Genomic DNA, 20,322 nt, shown 5'->3' on the forward strand with positions numbered 1-20,322 from the left:
AAATGTAGTTAAGATGTCTCTATTTTAAGTTTTCAGCAGCTTTGGAATAAGGTTGGCGATATGCAGAAGCGGTTTGCTGTCTTTCCTCGTTATAGAAAGAATAATGCCGCCTTCAATCATTGAATTAATGACGGTGCTTATTTCCTTCGCTTTATTCTCGCAGAAACCTGATTGCTGTAATTTCTCCGCAAATGCGTTTTCCCATGTTTCATAGGCTTGATCACACGCATGACGTAAAAATTCACTTTTCAATGAAGTTTCCGCCGCAAGTAAGCCAACGGGCAATCCTTCAATATTTTCCGGACATGTGAACTGACAGGACAGTTCCTTCAGAAATGATTGAATGCCTTCCGCAGGATCTGAACATTTTTCAAGGCTTTCGGTTATTTTTAAACGGACATATTCCTTCATTTGATTCACAGCTTCAATCGCCAGTTGTTCTTTACCCTCGGGAAAGTGATAATAAAGAGATCCTTTAGGCGCGCCGCTTTCTTTAATTATTTGATTTAGTCCCGTTCCGTAATATCCCTGCAGCTGAAAAAGACGAGTCGCAGCTGAAAGTATTTTTTCACGAGAATCTCCATGACTCATATAATTCCCACCTTAAAAATGCAATAGCTAAAATATAGTGACTGGTCTATTATCTTTGTCAGGTGAATGAATGTCAAGAAAGACTTAATAAAAAAATCCGGAAAGCCATCTCCTGTATTTTGAAGGATAACCTCCTTAAAACCGGGACATACCTTAATGTGTATGAATATTAAAAGTTGAGCAAAGTAAGCATCCCCATCTTTCCAAATATTGTGCAGAGTCCATTTTGTAAGAGGAAAAAATCTGAAAGAAAAGCTGAGGGGCCTCCCGCCCTCAGCTTTTTCAAATCAACGCGTAAAAGCACAAATACGTTATCGCGAAAGGTCAATTGTACTCATTTTTTAAGGGTTATTTTTTTCGTCGAAAAGAGGAAAAAATACCCTATATTTCCCTCTGTTTCTTTAATAGAATAAAGTCTGTTAAATCGTTACATATTAGGGGGAAATATCATGAATGCTGTAAAATCTAAACTATTAGCCGTATTAATGATTTGTATGCTGAGTGTCGTGTCTGTGTTTACGATCCAGCCAAACGTTTCAAAAGCTGCTGCAGAACACAATCCAGTGGTCATGGTCCATGGTATTGGCGGGGCGTCCTTTAACTTCGCGGGAATTAAATCTTACTTGGTGTCCCAAGGATGGTCGAGCAAAGACCTGTATGCAATTGATTTTTTGGATAAAACAGGGAATAATAGAAACAATGCGCCAAGATTATCATCATATGTGAAAAAAGTGCTGAGTGAAACAGGAGCGAGTAAAGTGGATATTGTCGCGCACAGCATGGGCGGCGCTAATACTCTTTACTATATTAAAAACCTGGACGGCGGAGACAAGATCGCTAACGTCGTGACTCTTGGCGGAGCGAACGGACTGGTCACAAACAGAGCGCTGCCGGGCACCGATCCGAACCAAAAGATTTTATACACATCCGTTTACAGCTCAGCTGACATGATTGTCATGAACCCGCTGTCCAGATTAATCGGAGCGAAAAATGTGCAAATTCACGGTGTTGGCCACATCGGTCTTTTGATGAACAGCCAAGTAAACGGGCTGATTAAAGAAGGCCTTAACGGCGGCGGGGAAAATACTAATTAATAGATTTAAAGCCTTGAAGAGTGCTTGCTCATCAAGGCTTTACGTATATAAGGAGATATATCGTCACTCATTTCCAAATTCTTTTTTCGCTCGAAACCAAGCCCTCGGAAGTTATTTTTGTTAAAATAGTAAAGTTACAATAGAATTCGGAGGGTTTATCGTGGGAAAAGTGAAAAGAAATGCCCCTTGTCCATGCGGCAGCGGTAAGAAATATAAAAAATGCTGCGGAAGTAAGGTTGTCGATTTTCCAGCAGAAATGGCAGCAAAAGAAGCGAAACAAATTCAGGAAGACTTGATGGAGTATGCCTTTACAGTACATAGAGAAAGCATTTCAGCATTTATCAATCAGTATGACATTCTTTCAGCTATGGACAGGCAGACAAAAGACATCAGCGTGTTTAACTTAGGCATCTGGGGAATATTCTTTCACCCGCTTGCCGGCAATCAAACGATTTTTGAAGACTATCTTCAGAAAAAAGCCGATTCCATTACACGCCCGAAAACGCGTGAGCTTGTTGAATCATGGAAAAGTATGACTCCGGCTTTATTGCTGTTGAAAGAAATGGACGAGACAGTCATTCAGTTTGAAGATGTGGTGACGAAAAAGCAATTTAATGTTGAGATGGACGTGAAAAAGCAAGAGCTTCCGCCGCTTGGAAGCCTGATTTTAGGCTATCCGATTCACGAGGCGGAAAAAGCGGAATTCTTCATGCAGTTTACTATCTTCCCGGCAAAGAAAACAGACGCTTTGATCAGCAAAGTGATGAAGATTGCAGATCCTGCTTTGCAAAAAGGCAAAACGCCGGAAAGCTTTATGAAAGAAGACTTCCAGCAGGTTCTTTTTGCCTTGTTAGGCGAAGAAGAGAAACAGCCGGCTGCTGAAGAAGAAAGCATAGAGTGGGCAAACGACTTGGAGAAGGAAACAGCCCTCGCCATCGAAAAAGGAATGAGCGGAGAAGAGTATCCGGACAAGCTGATTCCGGCAGTCATCGGCCTGTGGAAAACCTTCTGTGAGAAAAAAGAGCCTGTTATCAGAAAGCCTGAAGCTTTTGCTGCGGCGGTCGAGTATTATGTGAATTCCATTTCTCTAAACGGCGCTTCCCTTTCACAAGCCAAATTGGCGAAGAAATACGGTGTAAGCGCATCGACCATTTCCAGCCGCTATAAAGAAATTGAAAGTGTGTTAAAGAGCGAAGCAGACAGCTTTGCAGCAGCAATAACATCATAACAGCAGATAAAAACCTTGAGAAGCCGCGGCTTTTCAAGGTTTTTTCTTTTGAAACGGAATGTTAATTTCTAAATGAAAGACCTTTCTGAAAGACAAATGGGTGCTGCCAAAATAAGTCGAAAAAAGGAGACATGCGCTTTCTCCTTTTTTTGTATGCTGAAAAAGCAGGAAAATAAATTTAACTTATCTAATAGTAGAACGTGACGCGAAGTTTGTTTTTATGATAATCCAAATAGGCAAATGGCAAAACATATCGTTTCGGAAGGAGAATGAACAATGGATCAAACACGTACTCTTGGCAAAACAGATTTACAGGTGAAACGAATCGGTTTTGGAGCTAACGCGGTCGGAGGACATAATCTGTTTCCGAATTTGAATGATGAGACTGGCAGGGACTTGGTTCGCACAGCTTTAGACGGCGGCGTGAATTTTATCGATACCGCCTTTATATATGGATTGGGCCGTTCTGAGGAATTAATCGGAGAGATTGTAAGCGAGAGAGGCGGACGGGACCAGCTGGTTATCGCTTCTAAGGGAGCGCATAAAGAGGTCAACGGAGACATTGAGTTAGACAACAGCCGGGAATTTCTCCGCCGCGAAGTTGAAAAAAGCTTGAAGCGCCTGAAAACGGATTATATTGATCTGTATTACGTCCATTTCCCGGATGGCAAAACGCCTATGGCTGAGGTGGCGGGAACGCTGAAGGAATTGAAGGACGAAGGCAAAATTAAAGCGATCGGCGCTTCTAATCTTGATTTTAAACAATTGCAGGAATTTAACGCAGACGGGTATTTAGAGGTCTTTCAATCCGAATACTCTTTAATTCACCGCGATGCTGAGAAAGACTTGCTCCCTTATTGCGAAGAGCAGGGCATTTCATTTATCCCGTATTTCCCGCTCGCATCAGGGCTGTTAACAGGAAAGTTCACAAAGGATTCGACATTTGATGACATCAGAAAAGACAATCCGCAGTTTCAGGGAGAAACATTTATTAAGAATCTGGAAAAGGTGGACAAGCTGAAAGCCCTTGCCAAAGATAAGCAGGCAAAGACGGCTCACCTCGCTCTTGCATGGCTCTTAAAGAGACCCGCAATTGATGCGATCATTCCAGGCGCCAAACGTCCTGATCAGCTGAAAAACAACCTGAGAACGCTCGATATTCAATTAACGGATGATGAAGCTGAATATATCAGCGGCATATTTAAGTAAAATAACAAGAGGAAATAGCGGCTGCTATTTCCTCTTACCTTATTATTCTTTAATGAAAGCTGATGCGAATTCCGATGCTCTGTAATCCTTCTGGTCAAGCTGCCATTGGTCAATATCGTTTTTCTTCATTTTGACTTCTACTGTTTCTTCAGTTGACGCAGGACCGAGCTTTTTGAATTCGTCCGGATATACGTTTAGGGCGTATTTAACTGCATCTTCATAGCTTGAACCAGAGTTCTTGCTATAGTAATCTTCCACCCGGTCTTTGATACGGTCGGAAAGAGAGGATGCGTCAACCGGCTTAATCGTGGCTTCCACAATCGCTTCGTCTCCTGTGATGGATTTTGTCTTCGTTTGAACGGCAGATTTTTCGCTTAACGTTGATGTAATGGCACCGAGTATTTTATCAAGTGTTTTATCATCTGCGTATTGACTGGAAAGACCGGAAGCAGATACATAGCTTTCCTTTGCCGCTTTGTTAAATTCGTTTACTATTTTGTTTTTGTTATCACCCGTAATTTTTTCGAAATCTTTGTTATCCTTTCCGAATAACAGGATATCCACATACGCAGACAGCGCCTTTGCCGGGTTTTGAAGCTGGTCGGCGGTAGCGAGGATTTTCTTGCTGCTTCCATCAATTTTAAATGTTAACGATTTTTCCTTTTTATCGCTGCCGCTGCTTGGCGGATTATAGACAAGCTCATATTTTTTGCCTTTGTCTACGACATAGAACAGGCTGCCTTTGATTGCTTTATCAGGATTCAAAGAACTGCTTTGGAGGCGTTCATTATAATCGTCAGGTGTAGACTCTGAAGACTTTGTGTCCCCTTGGTATAAGGTGAAATCATTGCTGTTGACATATAAAATGTCTTTCCCTGTGTTTTTCACAGAAACGTTTACTTTTAATACGAGCTGATCATTTGAAGCAGAGTTGTCATATTGCGGCGGAAGCGTGTACTCGGTACTATCAATCTTTACTTCTGCCGTATCTGATTTCTTCTCAGAATCTGAGTTTTTCTTTTCCCCATTCGCTTTACTTCCTGAACAAGCTGCTGTAAAAAGCGTCAGGATCAGTATAAGGAAAACAGCATACGTTTTTTTCTTGAACATTTAATTTCCCCCTCAATTCATTTACGGATGGGACGCGGCTTTTGTCTTAGAGAAATGGATCTTTTTGAATGGCTTTTGGCACTTATGCAAAAAATCAGTTCTTTTCTCATGGTTTTGTCCGCCGATTTTGGAAAATTTGGCCCTCCATCACGATTGATTACCTATAAAAATGTTACAACGTGTTTAATTTTAAGATTATTAGCTTTTATATTGAATAGGTTCATCCTACTATTTTTGGTGAAAAATGTTCTGGATGTACTGCCAATTCTGGAAAATGTGTGAGTATTAGACTAGAACTTTTAGATTATTTTGAAATGGATTTCATTTTATGACTTGGTAAATGATGAATGAAAGGAAGTGATCGTTTGAAGAAAGAGGAGTTAAAAGAAAGAGCCCGGCAGATCGGAAATGTACCGAAACATTTCCAACTAAACATTGAAGATTATGGAGAAGACGCTGAAGAAAACAGAGCTTATTTTTGGTGGGGTAATCCTGATGATGAAGACGAAGCTGTCTTCGTTGAACTTGGCATGGATGGTCGGCTTGAAGCGCTTGGCCGCTATGTCGCCGATCCAGAAGAGAATACGCTGTCTGATGAGCTTTTGTTTGAAAGAATGCTTCAATTTACAGAAACCCATTATCCCGGAGCTTCGTCGCAATTTGTGCTGCAAGAACAAGCTGAGGAAGAAGATGGAAAAGTGAGATTCTCATATATTCAGATGGCGGACGGACTTCCGATTCCCATGACCGGATGGTACGCGGATGTATCCTTGGCGGGGGAGATAGTCAATTTTCGCTACTGCGGGCACGCGGAGGCTCTTGTCAAGCCGGAACACATTGCGGATGAACAAACGGCTCTGGCCCATTATGTGAAGAATGTTGATTTCAAACTCATGTTTACCGTTCTTCATAGCTCGGTATATGAGTCTGGAGATGATAATCCTCATTTGGTATACGAGTCTTATTTGAGTCCGTTACCCGCTGATTTATCAGAATGTCCAACGGAATGTGAGGACGGAGAAATTGAATCAGAAAGCTTTCCGCTGCCCCTTTTCGAGGGTGTTACGGAAAAAGCTGATATCAATAGCATGATCGGTTGGCATGATGGTTTAACAAAAGTACGGGAAGCAGATATGGGGGACGGAACGATCGGCGAAGTTTGGCGCGAGGGCCCCGCTCCGGAGCCAAAAGACAAAAGCATGAAAAGCTGGTTTGAAGGGAGGATGGAAAAGGTAATGAAAATGATCCGTCACAAAGAAACCGGAAAACTGGCCGGAGTCATGTCTTTTATGGACAAAAAAGGGCCGTTCCATTTGTCCCGTGCGGAATGTGAGAAAAGGGCGCTCCGGTTTCTGTTCACCCTATTTCCCAATGCTGACCGATTTTTTCAATTAAAATATGATGAACCGGAGGATGCGGAAACGATAGTCGGGTTTACATTTGAAGCAGTCTGCAACGGCGTCCCGCTGAGGTTCAGTTATACAAGGATCTGCGTGAACCGTACAACGGGCCAAGTCACTACATATATGGCGCCGGATATTGACCCTGAAACATTACAATCCATAGACCCCGTTCCCTCGGTTTCAATAGAAAAGGCCAGATCCATTTTTCTCGACGCACTCAAGGTGAAGCTGGCTTGGGATAAGCAATACGGCGATGATGCCAGCATGAGCTACCAGCTTGTGTATCAGCCGGTTTTTCCGAGCTTTATTGAAGCTCATAGCGGAAAGGTTATAAGAAGTCTTATCTGAAAAAACCTGACTTGATGCCTGCGATGAACGTATCACATCAAATCGGGCAAAGACAGTTGATGTAAAAAAGAGGTGTTAGAAGAATGTCTGAGCTGAAACAGGAAGCTTTAGAGCAATTAAAAGGGAAAGGAATACGGATTACGCCCCAGAGACTCGCAATCTATCACGATTTATCGGTAAAAAGACATCACCCGACCGCGGATGACATCTATCAATCACTGAAGGCTGAATTTCCGGCAGTCAGTACAGCAACCGTGTATAATACACTGCGCTATTTCAAAAAAGAAGGCCTGATAAGGGAGATGGGCTTTGGAGAGCTTGTCCGTTTTGATTTAGCCGAAGACGAGCATTATCACGTCATATGTGAAACGTGCGGAAAGATCGTTGATTTTCATTACCCTTACTTGGATGAGGTTGAGGAATTTGCCGCGCAAATGACAGGGTTTAAAGTCATGCATCACCGTCTGGAGTTTTACGGATTATGTGAAGATTGTCACAGGAAAGAGAAGGATAGGCAGTAAACCGTATCTCATTTCTTCACATGGCAAAAAATTTAACAAGAGAAAGGGACCTTTCTTCACTGTAAAGAAGAAAGGTCTTTTTATATAATAAAATTCGGTTCTCTTTGCCGTAAACTCTTTTGTGAAAGGATGACTTCATTGGTAAAAGAACAGCTCAAAAAGAAGGCGATGGAGATCGGAGATGTGCCGCCCCATTACGAACTTGAAATAGAAGATTATGACGAAAGGCAAAAAAAGAAGGCTAAAGCCTATTTTATTTGGAGAGACCCCGAACATACAGGAAAGAAAATTACGGTCGAGCTGGGGATGGACGGTTCTTTGCTCAGATACTCAACTACCGCCTCTCCCATGTTAGATAAGAGGCTTTCGGACGCTGAGCTGAAGCTGACGGCTCTTCAATTTGCCGCCGGCCATCATCCGGATACTTTTATGTATTTTCATTTTCAAGCAAAGGAAGAACGGAAACATCATGTCCGTTTTATTTATATAAAAAAAGTGCTGGAGCTGCCTCTCCCCAATTCAGGCTTTCTCATTGATATCAGCCGCAGCGGACGCGTCGTCAACTTTTTATACTACGGAGGAGAAGGAAGAGCCGACATTCCCGAAGAGTTTGTGGAGAAAGAGAAGGTCATTTCTCATTATGTAAATACGCTGTCTTTCAAGCTGGTGTATGATGTCATCGATAATGAAAAGGCGCCTCGTCTTGTATATGAACCGATCATGCCCGGCTACAGCTATCCAGCCGATGTAAGTGCAATTGTCCCGGACCAGAATCTCTCCGATGAAAGAACGGAACAAGGAGCACCCTTGCCTCTTTTGGAGAAAAGCGGGCAAGAACCTGATATCTATCAGATGATGGGTTTTACCAATGACATGAAAAAAGTCGGTGAACGGGACTTTGGGGACGTATACGGTACCACATGGCGAAAAGGAGAAGCACCGGAGCGGAAGGATTTAAGCATTGGAAGCTACTTTGAAAGCCGCAACCAAAACACGATGAAAATGAAAACGGATAAAAAAACAGGGAATATAACTGCCTTTATTTCATTTGTAAAACAACAGGGCGACATCAAATATTCGAAGGAAGAATGCGAGACAATAGCGCTCCGATTTTTGTATGCGCTCTTTCCGCGAGCAAGGGAGTTTTTCAGAGTCAACCCATCCAGAACAGACGAGAAAGGCAGGATTCGAAACCATTTTTCGATTTGGTATAAAGATGTCCCTTTACGTTTTGGAGCGGCCCGCATCATCGTCAATCGGGAGACTGGACACGTTGACGCGTATATGGCGCCGGACATTGACCCGGAAGTATTGGAAAAAATCAAGCATCGGCCGGACGTGCCTGTTGAAGAAGCCAGAGCGGCATTTTTGTCCGCGTTCGATTTGAAGCTGGAGTGGCAGCCCGATTTCTCCCCTCACAGTGAGTATGATTATAAGCTCGTATATACCCCGGTGTACCCATCATATATTGACGCACACAAAAGGCGAAAGAAACGGCTCTAGTTCCGCCTGGTTAATCAGGAACCATTTGCAGATGAGGGTAGTCCTTGAAACGCTTCCAGTCGCCGCCCCATTCAAATCCGAGTTTTTTGGCAATGGCCACAACTTCCAGCCAATCTGACGTTCCGTTTCGGTTGCCGTCATATTCTATATCCCATAAGAGACTGCCGTTTTTTTGCTGAAGGGCAAAATCAATGGCAAGCCCATAGTTATGATAGGATTCGCCGCCTTTTGCATAAGTAACAATATTCCCCTTTTTGGACCGTCCTTGTTTATACAATTCGTTTTGCTCCTCGATCGACCTGAATCCTTCCGTGATCACAATGGAGATGCCTTTTTTCTCAGCCGCCGCCTTTAGAATTTCCGTGTTTTGTTTGACGATCGGATGCAGGCCTTCCGGGATCGGCCTGTCCTTTAATGCCTGTTTTGGCAGCCAATCATGCTGTACATACGTCGAACATAGATGCAGCGCTAATAGAATGAATAAAATCATCAGTATTCTTGCGGACAATTTCATGCTGGGTCACTCTTTCTAAGGATGTGCTGAACATTCTGTTTCAGGTAATTCGCACTCTCTAAAAAATCATAGCTATGATAAAATATAACATAAATAGTAGCAGGAGGAAGGGGGCAGATGATGAAATCAAAGATTCCATCCGAAGAAGTTGCAGTAAAACTAAACGAATGGTACAAGCTCATTCGCGCGTTTAAAGCTGACGAAGCAGATCAATTAAAGAGAGAGATCGAGCGCGAATTAGAAGACATGGAAGAAAATCAGGACTTACTATTATATTTTTCTTTGATGGAATTCCGGCACCGGATTATGCTGGACAAACTGAAGCCTGTAAAAGACAGCGGCAGCCAGCCTCCATTCTCTGAAATGCTGAACGACATTGAAATGAATCAGCAAAAACTGACGGGATTATTGGAATATTATTTCTATTATTTCCGCGGAATGTATGAATTTAAGCAAAAGAATTTCATTTCGGCGATCTCTCATTATAAGCAGGCGGAGGAAAAGCTGGAGTACGTTGAAGATGATATTGAAAAAGCTGAATTCCTGTTTAAAGTCGCCGAGGTTTATTATCATATGAAGCAAACGTATTTTTCGATGAGTTATGCGAGTCAGGCGCTTGATATTTATACGAAATATGAGTTATATGGAACGAGAAGAGTGCAATGCGAATTTGTCATCGCGGGGAACTTGACGGATGTTTATCATCACGAGAAGGCGCTGGAACACCTTCGAAGCGCGTTGCACCACGCACAGCTGCTTGAGGAAGATTATATGATAGCGGCGGCCCATTATAATTTAGGGCATTGTATGTACAGCTTGGGCAACTTTGCCAAGGCGGCGGGCTATTTTGAAAAAGCGGCCGCCATTTTTGAGGAGCACAACTTTCAGCAGGTCATTCAAGCCATTTTTTCGCTGACCCATATCTATTTTAAAGAAGAAAAATACAGTAAAGCAAAAGAGTCCTATCACCGCGGTATGAAAAGTGCTTCAGAGTGGAGCGATGACATTTACGAGACGAAATTCCGTCTTCTGAATGAGCTTTATCTCGAAAAAGGTGATCAGGCAGTGCTTGATGCACTTTTTGATAAACTGGAATCGAAACAGCTTTTAGCAGATACTGAGGAATTAGTGCTTGATGCAGCTGATTACTTCAATAAAAAGGAAAATTATCAGTCAGCGGCTTATTTCTACCGAAAGCTTGCAAATATTAAAAAACGCTTGCAGAGCAGCGACTGTTACAATGTATAAAGAGTGCGGAGAAACCACGGTTTTTCCGCGCTCTTTTTTTGTCCTGTTTTCTTAGACGGCAAAACGGGTATTTTGTCAGTAATCGAAACAGAGTCTAAGGGGGCAGAAAAACATGTATGAAGATTTACAAGGAAAAACAGCGATCGTGACAGGATCGTCAAAAGGAATAGGAAAAGCCATTGCCGAACGCTTCGGAAAGGAAAAAATGAACGTTGTTGTGAATTATCACAGCGATCCGAGCGGAGCGGAGGAAACAATCGAAACGATCAAGCAAAACGGCGGCCAAGCTGTAGCGGTTGAGGCTGATGTGTCCTCGGAAGCGGGTATTGAAGCTTTGATGGATACGGCCTTACAACAGTTTGGCACACTCGATGTGATGGTGAATAATTCAGGTTTTAACGGCGCTGAAGCAATGCCGCACGAAATGAGTTTGGAAGATTGGCAAAAGGTGATTGATGTGAATGTAACAGGAACCTTTATGGGGGCAAAGGCGGCGCTGAAGCACATGATGAAGCACAACATTAAAGGAAATGTATTAAACATCTCCAGCGTCCATCAGCAAATTCCGCGTCCGCTGAATGTACAATATTCCACGTCCAAAGGCGGCATGAAGCTCATGACAGAAACGTTAGCGCTGAACTATGCTGACAAGGGCATTCGAGTCAATGCTCTGGCGCCGGGTACGATCGCAACGGAATCAAACGATGATCTTCAAGAGGAAGAACATAAACAAGTACAGCTGAAAAAAATTCCGATGAAAACATTCGGCAAACCCGAAGAAGTTGCCGCCGCGGCAGCATGGCTCGTATCAGAGGAGGCAAGCTACGTGACCGGAACCACACTCTTTGTAGACGGCGGCATGACGCTGTATCCGTCTCAGCTGGAATAGAAGAACAGAGAGAAAGAGAAGGGAAGCCTTCTCTTTTTTGTTTCGTTTCTTTCAAAATAAGGAAATAAACAATAAAAAAACAGGGGGATGCTGACATGAAGAAGGATTGGTGGAAGGACTCTGTCGTTTATCAAGTGTATCCGAGAAGCTTTCAAGATAGTAACGGTGACGGAATCGGAGATTTGCAGGGGATTATTTCCCGGCTCGATTATATCAAACAGCTAGGTGCTGATGTCATTTGGATTTGCCCGATTTATCCTTCTCCGAACGTGGATTATGGATATGATGTCACGGACCATAAAACGGTGATGGAATCGTATGGGACAATGGAAGATTTTCATGAGCTTCTGGAAGAGGTACATAAGCGGGGCTTAAAGCTTGTGATGGATTTTGTGTTAAATCATACGTCTACTGAGCACGCGTGGTTTAAAGAGGCGGAACTAGACAAAACGAGCAAATACCGCAGCTTCTATTTTTGGCGCCCGGGCACAAAACATGGGCCGCCGACAGATTGGCAGTCTGATTATGGACAGTCAGTCTGGCAGTACGAGGAGCACACGGGTGAGTATTATCTGCATATGAACGCAGTGAAACAGGCGGATTTGAACTGGGAAAACGAAGACGTACGTCAGGCTGTGTATGAAATGATGAGATTCTGGCTTGATAAAGGGGTGGACGGCCTGCGAATTGATCAGCTTCATCTCATATCTAAAAAAGAATATCTTCCGTCATACGAGGATTACGTCCAGGGCAAGGCTGAATCGAAGCCCTTTCAGCCAAACGGCAGGCGGATTCACGATTACCTGACAGAAATGACCGAAGAGGTATTTTCTCAATATGATGTAATGTCTGTCGGAGAGGCAGGATCCGTGACACCCGAGGAAGGTTTAAAATACACGGGAACTGATGAGCATGAATTGAATATGATCTTCCATTTTCAGCATATGGAGCTTGACCAGCAGCCGGGCAAGGAACATTGGGATCTTAAGCCCCTTGAGCTTTCTGATTTGAAATCTGTCTTAACAAAATGGCAAAAGAAGCTTGAGAACAAGGGTTGGAACACGCTGTTTTGGTGCAACCATGACCAGCCGCGAATTGTCTCCCGGTTTGGCGATGAGGGGAAATACCGCAAAGAATCCGCGAAGATGCTTGCCGCCGTGCTCTATTTGATGAAAGGAACGCCGTATATTTATCAGGGAGAAGAGCTCGGGATGACGAATGCGCTGTTTACCCGGATTGAAGACTATAAAGATATTCAAACGGTCAATATGTATCATAAACGCGTGTATGAAAAAGGCTATGATCCAAAAGAGGTGATGACATCCATTTTGGCAAAAAGCCGCGACCACGCCCGGACGCCGATGCAGTGGAATGACGGGAAGCATGCGGGCTTTACGGACGGCACGCCGTGGCTGAAAGTGAATCCTAACTATACATCCATCAATGCCGCCGAAGCACTGGCTGATCCCGATTCCATCTTATCCTATTACAAAAAGCTGATCAGCTTGCGAAAACAGTACGCGGACCTTATGAAAGGCAGCTATGACTTGCTTCTGCCGGACGATCCGAATCTGTTTGTATATATCAGGCAGACAGACACCCGGCAGCTGTTGGTCATTAACAATTTCTCTGACAAAGAAGCCATATTCCAATGGCCGGACGAGCTGGAACGGGAAATGGCACAGCTCCTTCTCAGCAACTATGATGGCGGCAGAGAAGCTCTTCCATCCATAGAATTAAAACCGTTTGAAAGCAGGGTGTATCTGTTAAAAAGGGATTGAGTCAGATCTTCATCCTCTTCGCCGCAGTCCTGTTACGGGCAAACAGCCTCTGGTTTTTGCCGGACCGGATGCGGGCATATGCCCGCAGGCCCACATATGTTTCATAATACCGGCTGGCTTTGGAGTCAGCCGCCATCAAACAAGCAGGCGGTCTGTGCCGTCTGTTTTTTTAATGAATAAATTTATAAATTATCCTTGCAAAACGTAATTACTTCGTTTTATTATTATAAAGGATACAAAACGAATACCTCAGTTTATTTACAAAATCGTTATCATTTTGATTTACAGAATCATAAAGTCATTTTAAAAAAAGAGGGGATTACTATGCGTAAGAAATGGAGCGGCCTGTTTATGATCGCAGCATGCTTTTTGTTAGTCGCGGCATGCGGCAATTCATCATCTAAAGGATCATCAGGGTCATCTGATAAGAAAAACGGCAAATTGCAAGTTGTCACTACTTTCTATCCAATGTATGAATTTACGAAACAAGTCGTAAAAGACAAAGGCGATGTGGATCTTTTAATACCGTCTTCTGTTGAGCCTCATGATTGGGAGCCGACGCCGAAGGACATTGCCAATATTCAAAACGCAGATCTGTTTGTCTACAACAGCAAGTACATGGAAACATGGGTGCCGTCTGCTGAGAAAAGCATGGACAAAGACCACGCCACATTCGTTAATGCCAGCAAAGGCATTGATCTGATGGAAGGTTCTCATGAAGAGGAAGAAGAGCATGAGCACGGGGATGAAGAGGAACACGAGCACGAGCACAGCCATGAAATGGACCCTCATGTATGGCTCAGCCCAGTTCTTGCACAAAAAGAAGTTGAAAATATCACTGCACAAATTGTAAAACAGGACCCGGATAACAAAGAATATTATGAGAAAAATAGTAAAGAATATATTGCAAAACTGAAAGATCTTGATAAACTATATCGTACAACAGTAAAAAAAGCATCGAAGAAAGAATTTATCACACAGCATTCGGCTTTCAGCTATTTGGCAAAAGAATACGGTCTGACACAAGTTCCGATCTCCGGTCTTTCACCTGATCAAGAGCCAAGTGCGGCCAATTTAGCTAAACTCAAAACATTTGCAAAAAAACACAACGTGAAAATCATTTATTTTGAAGAAGTCGCATCATCTAAAGTTGCCGATACTCTTGCCGGTGAAATTGGCGCGAAAACAGAAGTGCTCAATACACTGGAAGGTTTAAGTAAAGAAGAACAGGATAAAGGCACAGGTTACATCAAAATCATGGAGAAAAACCTGGATGCCCTTAAAGATTCACTATTGGATAAATAAAGATAGTGTGCGCCGCAGGGTGCACACTATTTCTTTGTGAGAAAGGAAGAGCATACATGAATCTCGTCTCATTGAAAGATATCGTGTTCGGCTATTCACATACCCCCGTACTCGATAAGGTTTCGCTGGAGATCGAAAGCGGTGAGTTTGTCGGAATCACCGGACCGAACGGAGCGGCGAAATCAACGCTCATCAAAGTCATGCTCGGCATGCTGAAGCCGTGGGAAGGAACTGTAACCCTCAGTAAAAAGAATGAAGCGGGCAAGCGCCTAACCGTCGGCTATGTGCCTCAGCAAATCTCTTCATTTAATGCGGGATTTCCAAGCACCGTGCTTGAACTGGTACAGTCCGGCCGATATACAAAAGGGAAATGGTTCAAGCGGCTGAATGAAGAAGATCATGAAGAAGTGGAAAAAGCCCTGAAAATGGTTGAAATGTGGGACCTGCGCCATCGTAAAATCGGTGATTTATCAGGCGGGCAGAAGCAGAAAATCTGTATTGCCAGAGTGCTGGCGAGCAACCCTGATCTGCTGATGCTGGACGAACCGACAACTGCGGTCGATTATGAAAGCAGACAAGGTTTTTACGAGTTTATGCACCACCAAGTGAAAAACCACAATCGGACGGTTGTGATGGTGACGCATGAGCAAAATGAAGTTCAGCAGTACTTAGACAAAGTGATACGTTTGGAAAGGGGGGAAAAAGGCGGATGGAAATGTTTGACTTGGAATTCATGCGACGAGCTTTTTTAGCCGGAAGCATGATCGGAATTATCGCGCCGATATTAGGCGTTTATCTTGTACTTAGAAGACAGGCGTTAATGGCGGACACGCTTTCGCATATTTCACTGTCAGGGGTTGCCATCGGCTTTTTCCTGAACACCAATATCACCGCGGCCAGCATCATCGTCGTCACAGCAGGCGCGGTCGGAATTGAATACATGCGGCGTGCTTACCGCACCTATTCAGAGGTGTCCATCGCTATTTTGATGGCTGCGGGATTATCGTTTGCGATGTTCCTGATCAGCCTGTCAAAAGGCGGCACGACGATGAGCATAGATCAATATTTGTTTGGTTCGCTCGTAACGGTGAACCAGCAGCAGGTCTATATTATCGGCGGAGTCACACTGCTGATTTTACTTTACTTCATTATCTTAAACAGACCGCTCTATTTGCTTACGTTTGATGAAGCGACGGCAAAAACGTCAGGGATCAATACAAATATGCTGTCCATGTCGTTTAGCATTGTGACGGGTCTTGCGATTTCAGTCATTATCCCGATTATCGGCGTTTTGCTTGTATCAGCCCTGCTCGTATTGCCGGCCGCTTTTGCGATCAGACTTGCAAAGGGCTTTAAAATGGTCTTTACAGCGGCAATCTTGATTTCTTTATTTAGTGTGTTCATGGGCCTCACGTCCTCCTATCAGCTGGGGACACCGCCGGGTCCGTCCATCACTCTGCTTCTGATCGCCCTGTTGATCATCGGATTTTTGCTTCAGGCAATATGGAATTTCATTAAGAAGGAAACAGAACGGAAAAAACATCGCCGTTAAGGCTTGTCAGCAGTTTTTTGAGATATGCGAAAAACTGCTGATCTGCTCTTAACGGCGTTTTTTTATAAAAATAATGCTGCAAGCCGCTCGTAGGATTGTTTTTTAGCTTCAAAGTCATATATGTTGCAAAGGACCATAAGTTCCTCTGTGTCATAGCGGCCGGCAAGCTCCGTCAGCTGCTGCTTGACTGAGCTTGGAGAACCGATAACCATACGCTTGCGGTTTTCTGCTATTTGTTTTTTATCGGAAGCGGTATAGGTGTATGATCGGGCTTCCTCAATGCTCGGCACGCGGCTGTCCAAGCCTTTTCCGACACGGAGAAGCCACAAGTCTTGGCTCAAGGCAAGCTCCTCCGCCTCTTCATCTGTTCGAGAGCACACCACAAAAATGGTGCACAGCGCGGCCGGGGATGAAAAGTGGGCGGAAGCCTTAAAGCTGTCCCGGTACACGCGAAACGCATTCTCACCGCGTTCAGGATTGATAAAATGGCCGAAAACATACCCGATACCGAGCTGGCCTGCGCGTCTTGCGCTGTTTTCTCCAAGTCCGAGTACCCAGAGTTCAGGGGCCGTATCAATAAGGGGCGCTGTTTTGATGCCCGCGTAATCATGGCCCGCAGGCAGCGAATCTGTCAGGAAATAGGACAAGTCCTGAAGCTGCCGATTAAAATCAGTCAAACTTTTTTTGACGCCATCTGTTAATGCGAGCCGTGTTTTTGTCGTACCGCCCGGCGAACGTCCGACTCCGAGGTCGATCCGGTTCGGATGGAGCGCTTCAAGCTGGCGGAATGTTTCAGCCACTTTATAGGGACTGTACTGCGGCAGAAGAACGCCGCCGGAACCGACACGGATTGTCGTGGTATGTGCGGCAATATGAGCGATCATAATTTCCGGTGCCGTGCTTGCCAATCCTTTCGTGCTGTGATGCTCTGCGAACCAGTATCGTTTATAGCCCCACAGTTCACTAAGCTTTGCAAGTTCAACTGAATGCTGAAGGGTCGTAACAGGGCTGTCCCCTTTGGAAACAGGAGCCTGATCAAGAATACTCAATTCAATCAATAGGCCGCTTCCTTTCTATGTTAGGATCTGACACAAGAATAGGAAAAATAGCTCTCTGGAGTCAAATGCTTTGTTTGACAGGCTTTTTTAAATCATGAATCTTATGATTTGCAAATAACGCTCAATTATGGGAGATTTTTTTCGAGGATTTTCGCCAATTATTCTTAACTTTTATGAAACTTTGATATAATAAAAAACGTATATATAAATAATTTACGACATTTCCATCTTAGCATTTGTCGAATTTACAGGTGAAAAAAGATGTGACTATATTCACATTTTGATGATTAGGAGTGAATCATGTGGCAATTTCTTTAGAAAAAGGTCAGCGGATTGATTTAACAAAAGGTAAAGCGGGGCTTTCCAAATTATTGATCGGACTCGGCTGGGACCCTGTATCAGCCGGCGGCGGGTTTCTCGGCAAGCTGTTCGGAGGCGGCGGAGCGAATATTGATTGTGACGCTTCCGTTCTGATGCTGGACAATGATAAGTTTACAGAGAAGAAAAACTTAATTTACTTCGGACATTTAAAAAGCAGCTGCGGCAGTGTGAAGCATACGGGTGATAACCTGACGGGTGACGGCGAAGGCGATGACGAGCAAATTCTCGTCGATTTAACAAAAGTGCCTTCTCACATTAATAAGCTGGTATTCGTTGTAAATATTTATGATTGTGTCAGAAGAAAACAAGATTTCGGCATGATCCAAAATGCGTTTATCCGTGTTGTTGATCAATCAAAAAATGAAGAACTGGTCAAATACAACTTAAAAGAAAACTATTCAGGGAAAACAAGCCTGATTGCGGCCGAAATTTACCGTCAGGGCAGCGAGTGGAAATTCGCGGCTGTCGGCGAAGGCACAAACGATACAAGATTAGAAGAATTGATCAGACGGTACGCATAATTTTTAAAAGGAGAGTGAAAGAATCATGGCAATTTCACTGGCAAAAGGACAAAAAGTAGATTTAACAAAAACAAATCCGGGCCTTTCAAAAGTCGTTGTCGGCTTAGGCTGGGATACCAATAAATATGACGGCGGGCATGACTTCGATTTGGATTCAAGCGTCTTTCTTTTAGATGCGGCGGGTAAATGCGCGTCTCAAAGCGATTTTATTTTCTATAACCAGCTTGAAGGCGGAGCGGGTTCTGTCGTTCATTCAGGAGATAACCTGACAGGACAGGGCGAAGGCGATGATGAGAGCGTGAAGGTGAACCTTAACGCCGTTCCTGCCAATGTTGAGAAAATTTCATTTGTCATCACCATTCATGAAGCAGAAGCGCGCAGCCAAAACTTCGGACAAGTTTCTAACGCCTTTGTCCGTATCGTAAATGAAGAGACAAATGAAGAGCTGATCCGCTACGATCTTGCGGAGGACTTCTCGATTGAAACGGCGATTATCGCAGGAGAGCTATACAGACATAACGGCGAGTGGAAATTCTCGGCTATCGGTTCAGGCTATCAAGGCGGCCTTGCCCGCATCGCAACGGATTACGGTCTGCAAATCGGATAACTGATACTAAAATTACAGAAGCAGAAAGGAGACATGCAACATGGCCATTCAATTATCAAAAGGACAGCGTGTTGATTTAACAAAGACAAATCCGGGGCTTACAAAAGCAGTGGTCGGTTTAGGCTGGGATACGAACAAGTATTCAGGCGGAGAAGACTTTGATTTGGACGCTTCAGCCTTCCTGGTTGATGCCAATGATAACTGTGTGAATGATCTTGATTTTGTCTTCTACAACAATCTTGAGCATCCGAGCGGGGGTGTCATCCATACGGGTGACAACCGCACAGGCGAGGGAGACGGAGACGATGAGCAGCTGATCGTTGATTTCTCTAAAATCCCTGCCAATATTGAGAAAATCGGCATTACAGTAACCATTCATGATGCGGATGCACGCAGCCAAAACTTTGGACAAGTTTCCAACGCGTTTGTCCGTGTGGTAGATGAAAATACACAAAATGAGCTACTTCGTTTTGATTTAGGAGAAGATTTCTCCATTGAAACAGCTGTCGTTGTTTGTGAGCTATACAGACACGGAAGCGAGTGGAAATTTAACGCGATCGGCAGCGGCTTTTCCGGCGGCTTGGCTTCTCTTTGCCGGAACTACGGTTTACAGGTTTAAGCGAGCGGCCTATAGAAACAGCCGCCGTTTTTTTAATAAATAGGAGGAAAAAACTTGGAATTCTTACATCATATAATGTCAACTTACGCTTCATTTTTCGATTGGGAAATGTGGGGGGAAGTTCTGACTGACCCTGTTTCATGGGGGCTGATCGGCTCCTTGGTTCTTTTGGAAGGTCTTCTGTCTGCGGATAATGCGTTAGTGCTTGCTGTCATGGTTAAACATCTTCCGGAAAAACAGCGCAAGAAAGCATTAACGTACGGCCTGTTCGGGGCTTATATTTTCCGTTTTATTTTCATCGGTCTCGGTATGCTTCTCATCAAATTCTGGTGGATTAAATTACTTGGCGCGCTATACCTGGCTTGGCTCGTCATTCAGCATTTCGTAATCGGGGAAAAAGAAGACGAAACAGACGGTATGAAGAAAAATACATGGATGGTCCGTACATTCGGAATCTTCTGGGCTACCGTTCTTTCTGTAGAACTCATGGATTTGGCGTTTTCAGTTGACAGTATTTTGGCCGCGTTTGCGGTGTCAGAAAAAGTTTGGGTGCTGCTGATCGGCGGTATGCTCGGAATCTTAATGATGCGTACAGTCGCAAAATTGTTCCTTGTGTTAATTGATAAGATACCTGAGCTTGAAAATACAGCTTTCGTCTTAATCGGTATCATCGCGTTGAAAATGGGTGCAAGTGCGTTCCATTATGAAATGCCGCACGTTTATTTCTTCGGTATCATTATTGCCGCATTTGTGGTGACGTTTATTATTCACTTTATGAACAAGCAGAAACAGGTGCGTGAACAAACGGCTGCATCAAAAGAAGAATAAAACAAAACAGGG

20 protein-coding genes are annotated in these 20,322 nt (G+C 43.8%); 16 read left to right on the plus strand and 4 right to left on the minus strand.

Annotated features, from left to right (window positions below; translation table 11 throughout):
- Positions 1-24 precede the first annotated feature (24 nt).
- Positions 25-591, minus strand: coding sequence for a TetR/AcrR family transcriptional regulator (locus AAHT65_RS08475; RefSeq protein WP_343311339.1), 567 nt, complete (start codon positions 589-591; stop codon positions 25-27).
- 449 nt (positions 592-1,040) lie between these two features.
- On the opposite strand from AAHT65_RS08475, the gene AAHT65_RS08480 reads away from it, so the two are divergent.
- From AAHT65_RS08480 to AAHT65_RS08490, 3 genes are all read left to right on the plus strand, one after another.
- Positions 1,041-1,685, plus strand: a complete 645-nt coding sequence (locus AAHT65_RS08480; protein WP_094231304.1) for an esterase/lipase family protein — start codon at positions 1,041-1,043, stop codon at positions 1,683-1,685.
- Between the two features lie 160 nt (positions 1,686-1,845).
- Positions 1,846-2,913, plus strand: a complete 1,068-nt coding sequence (locus AAHT65_RS08485) for a helix-turn-helix domain-containing protein (protein WP_094231305.1) — start codon at positions 1,846-1,848, stop codon at positions 2,911-2,913.
- A 276-nt stretch (positions 2,914-3,189) separates the two neighbouring features.
- On the plus strand, positions 3,190-4,122 hold the full coding sequence (locus AAHT65_RS08490; protein ID WP_343311340.1) for an aldo/keto reductase: 933 nt from the start codon (positions 3,190-3,192) through the stop codon (positions 4,120-4,122).
- Positions 4,123-4,164: 42 nt separating this feature from the next.
- On the opposite strand, the gene AAHT65_RS08495 is transcribed toward AAHT65_RS08490, so the two are convergent.
- Positions 4,165-5,232, minus strand: a complete 1,068-nt coding sequence (locus tag AAHT65_RS08495; RefSeq protein WP_003327992.1) for a DUF5105 domain-containing protein — start codon at positions 5,230-5,232, stop codon at positions 4,165-4,167.
- A 347-nt stretch (positions 5,233-5,579) separates the two neighbouring features.
- Between AAHT65_RS08495 and AAHT65_RS08500 the strand changes: the two genes are divergently transcribed.
- The 3 genes from AAHT65_RS08500 (at position 5,580) to AAHT65_RS08510 (ending at position 9,007) form a co-directional block, all read left to right on the plus strand.
- Positions 5,580-6,983: a YcdB/YcdC domain-containing protein gene (locus AAHT65_RS08500; protein ID WP_343311341.1), complete on the plus strand. Its 1,404-nt coding sequence runs from the start codon at positions 5,580-5,582 to the stop codon at positions 6,981-6,983.
- An 83-nt stretch (positions 6,984-7,066) separates the two neighbouring features.
- Entirely contained in the window at positions 7,067-7,504 is a 438-nt protein-coding gene (locus AAHT65_RS08505; RefSeq protein ID WP_094231309.1) for a Fur family transcriptional regulator, read from the plus strand.
- Positions 7,505-7,642: 138 nt separating this feature from the next.
- On the plus strand, positions 7,643-9,007 hold the full coding sequence (locus AAHT65_RS08510; RefSeq protein ID WP_343311342.1) for a YcdB/YcdC domain-containing protein: 1,365 nt from the start codon (positions 7,643-7,645) through the stop codon (positions 9,005-9,007).
- A gap of 10 nt (positions 9,008-9,017) precedes the next feature.
- Here the strand turns inward: AAHT65_RS08510 and AAHT65_RS08515 are convergent, their stop codons facing one another.
- Positions 9,018-9,521, minus strand: coding sequence for a M15 family metallopeptidase (locus AAHT65_RS08515; RefSeq protein ID WP_088116439.1), 504 nt, complete (start codon positions 9,519-9,521; stop codon positions 9,018-9,020).
- 120 nt (positions 9,522-9,641) lie between these two features.
- Between AAHT65_RS08515 and AAHT65_RS08520 the strand changes: the two genes are divergently transcribed.
- From AAHT65_RS08520 to AAHT65_RS08545, 6 genes are all read left to right on the plus strand, one after another.
- Positions 9,642-10,769: a tetratricopeptide repeat protein gene (locus AAHT65_RS08520; protein WP_063638859.1), complete on the plus strand. Its 1,128-nt coding sequence runs from the start codon at positions 9,642-9,644 to the stop codon at positions 10,767-10,769.
- Positions 10,770-10,881: 112 nt separating this feature from the next.
- Positions 10,882-11,658: an SDR family oxidoreductase gene (locus AAHT65_RS08525; RefSeq protein WP_003327998.1), complete on the plus strand. Its 777-nt coding sequence runs from the start codon at positions 10,882-10,884 to the stop codon at positions 11,656-11,658.
- Positions 11,659-11,753: 95 nt separating this feature from the next.
- A complete protein-coding gene (locus AAHT65_RS08530) occupies positions 11,754-13,439 on the plus strand; it encodes an alpha-glucosidase (protein WP_343311343.1) in 1,686 nt (561 codons plus the stop codon).
- Positions 13,440-13,763: 324 nt separating this feature from the next.
- Complete coding sequence (locus AAHT65_RS08535) at positions 13,764-14,744, plus strand: metal ABC transporter substrate-binding protein (RefSeq protein ID WP_343311345.1); 981 nt, start codon at positions 13,764-13,766, stop codon at positions 14,742-14,744.
- Positions 14,745-14,800: 56 nt separating this feature from the next.
- A complete protein-coding gene (gene znuC / locus AAHT65_RS08540) occupies positions 14,801-15,496 on the plus strand; it encodes a zinc ABC transporter ATP-binding protein ZnuC (RefSeq protein ID WP_003328002.1) in 696 nt (231 codons plus the stop codon).
- A complete protein-coding gene (locus tag AAHT65_RS08545) occupies positions 15,454-16,296 on the plus strand; it encodes a metal ABC transporter permease (RefSeq protein WP_003328003.1) in 843 nt (280 codons plus the stop codon). Before znuC ends, AAHT65_RS08545 begins: the two co-directional genes overlap by 43 nt.
- 62 nt (positions 16,297-16,358) lie before the next feature.
- On the opposite strand, the gene AAHT65_RS08550 is transcribed toward AAHT65_RS08545, so the two are convergent.
- Positions 16,359-17,354, minus strand: a complete 996-nt coding sequence (locus AAHT65_RS08550) for an LLM class flavin-dependent oxidoreductase (RefSeq protein WP_343311346.1) — start codon at positions 17,352-17,354, stop codon at positions 16,359-16,361.
- Between the two features lie 302 nt (positions 17,355-17,656).
- On the opposite strand from AAHT65_RS08550, the gene AAHT65_RS08555 reads away from it, so the two are divergent.
- The 4 genes from AAHT65_RS08555 to AAHT65_RS08570 are packed head-to-tail and all read left to right on the plus strand — an operon-like array spanning position 17,657 to position 20,310.
- A complete protein-coding gene (locus AAHT65_RS08555; protein ID WP_003328005.1) occupies positions 17,657-18,256 on the plus strand; it encodes a TerD family protein in 600 nt (199 codons plus the stop codon).
- Positions 18,257-18,281: 25 nt separating this feature from the next.
- Complete coding sequence (locus AAHT65_RS08560; RefSeq protein WP_003328006.1) at positions 18,282-18,863, plus strand: TerD family protein; 582 nt, start codon at positions 18,282-18,284, stop codon at positions 18,861-18,863.
- Between the two features lie 40 nt (positions 18,864-18,903).
- Positions 18,904-19,482: a TerD family protein gene (locus AAHT65_RS08565; RefSeq protein WP_003328007.1), complete on the plus strand. Its 579-nt coding sequence runs from the start codon at positions 18,904-18,906 to the stop codon at positions 19,480-19,482.
- A 54-nt stretch (positions 19,483-19,536) separates the two neighbouring features.
- Positions 19,537-20,310: a TerC family protein gene (locus AAHT65_RS08570; RefSeq protein ID WP_003328008.1), complete on the plus strand. Its 774-nt coding sequence runs from the start codon at positions 19,537-19,539 to the stop codon at positions 20,308-20,310.
- Positions 20,311-20,322 lie beyond the last annotated feature (12 nt).

This window comes from Bacillus atrophaeus (assembly GCF_039519175.1).
In the GTDB taxonomy this organism is placed as follows: domain Bacteria; phylum Bacillota; class Bacilli; order Bacillales; family Bacillaceae; genus Bacillus; species Bacillus atrophaeus.

Excerpts from the sequence above, each read along its gene's own strand:
- AAHT65_RS08475 (WP_343311339.1), bottom strand. The coding sequence starts at position 591 with ATGAGTCATGGAGATTCTCGTGAAAAAATACTTTCAGCTGCGACTCGT.
- AAHT65_RS08480 (WP_094231304.1), top strand. The coding sequence starts at position 1,041 with ATGAATGCTGTAAAATCTAAACTATTAGCCGTATTAATGATTTGTATG.
- AAHT65_RS08490 (WP_343311340.1), top strand. The coding sequence starts at position 3,190 with ATGGATCAAACACGTACTCTTGGCAAAACAGATTTACAGGTGAAACGA.
- AAHT65_RS08495 (WP_003327992.1), bottom strand. The coding sequence starts at position 5,232 with ATGTTCAAGAAAAAAACGTATGCTGTTTTCCTTATACTGATCCTGACG.
- AAHT65_RS08500 (WP_343311341.1), top strand. The coding sequence starts at position 5,580 with ATGAAAGGAAGTGATCGTTTGAAGAAAGAGGAGTTAAAAGAAAGAGCC.
- AAHT65_RS08505 (WP_094231309.1), top strand. The coding sequence starts at position 7,067 with ATGTCTGAGCTGAAACAGGAAGCTTTAGAGCAATTAAAAGGGAAAGGA.
- AAHT65_RS08515 (WP_088116439.1), bottom strand. The coding sequence starts at position 9,521 with ATGAAATTGTCCGCAAGAATACTGATGATTTTATTCATTCTATTAGCG.
- AAHT65_RS08520 (WP_063638859.1), top strand. The coding sequence starts at position 9,642 with ATGAAATCAAAGATTCCATCCGAAGAAGTTGCAGTAAAACTAAACGAA.
- AAHT65_RS08525 (WP_003327998.1), top strand. The coding sequence starts at position 10,882 with ATGTATGAAGATTTACAAGGAAAAACAGCGATCGTGACAGGATCGTCA.
- AAHT65_RS08530 (WP_343311343.1), top strand. The coding sequence starts at position 11,754 with ATGAAGAAGGATTGGTGGAAGGACTCTGTCGTTTATCAAGTGTATCCG.
- AAHT65_RS08535 (WP_343311345.1), top strand. The coding sequence starts at position 13,764 with ATGCGTAAGAAATGGAGCGGCCTGTTTATGATCGCAGCATGCTTTTTG.
- znuC (WP_003328002.1), top strand. The coding sequence starts at position 14,801 with ATGAATCTCGTCTCATTGAAAGATATCGTGTTCGGCTATTCACATACC.
- AAHT65_RS08545 (WP_003328003.1), top strand. The coding sequence starts at position 15,454 with ATGGAAATGTTTGACTTGGAATTCATGCGACGAGCTTTTTTAGCCGGA.
- AAHT65_RS08560 (WP_003328006.1), top strand. The coding sequence starts at position 18,282 with ATGGCAATTTCACTGGCAAAAGGACAAAAAGTAGATTTAACAAAAACA.
- AAHT65_RS08565 (WP_003328007.1), top strand. The coding sequence starts at position 18,904 with ATGGCCATTCAATTATCAAAAGGACAGCGTGTTGATTTAACAAAGACA.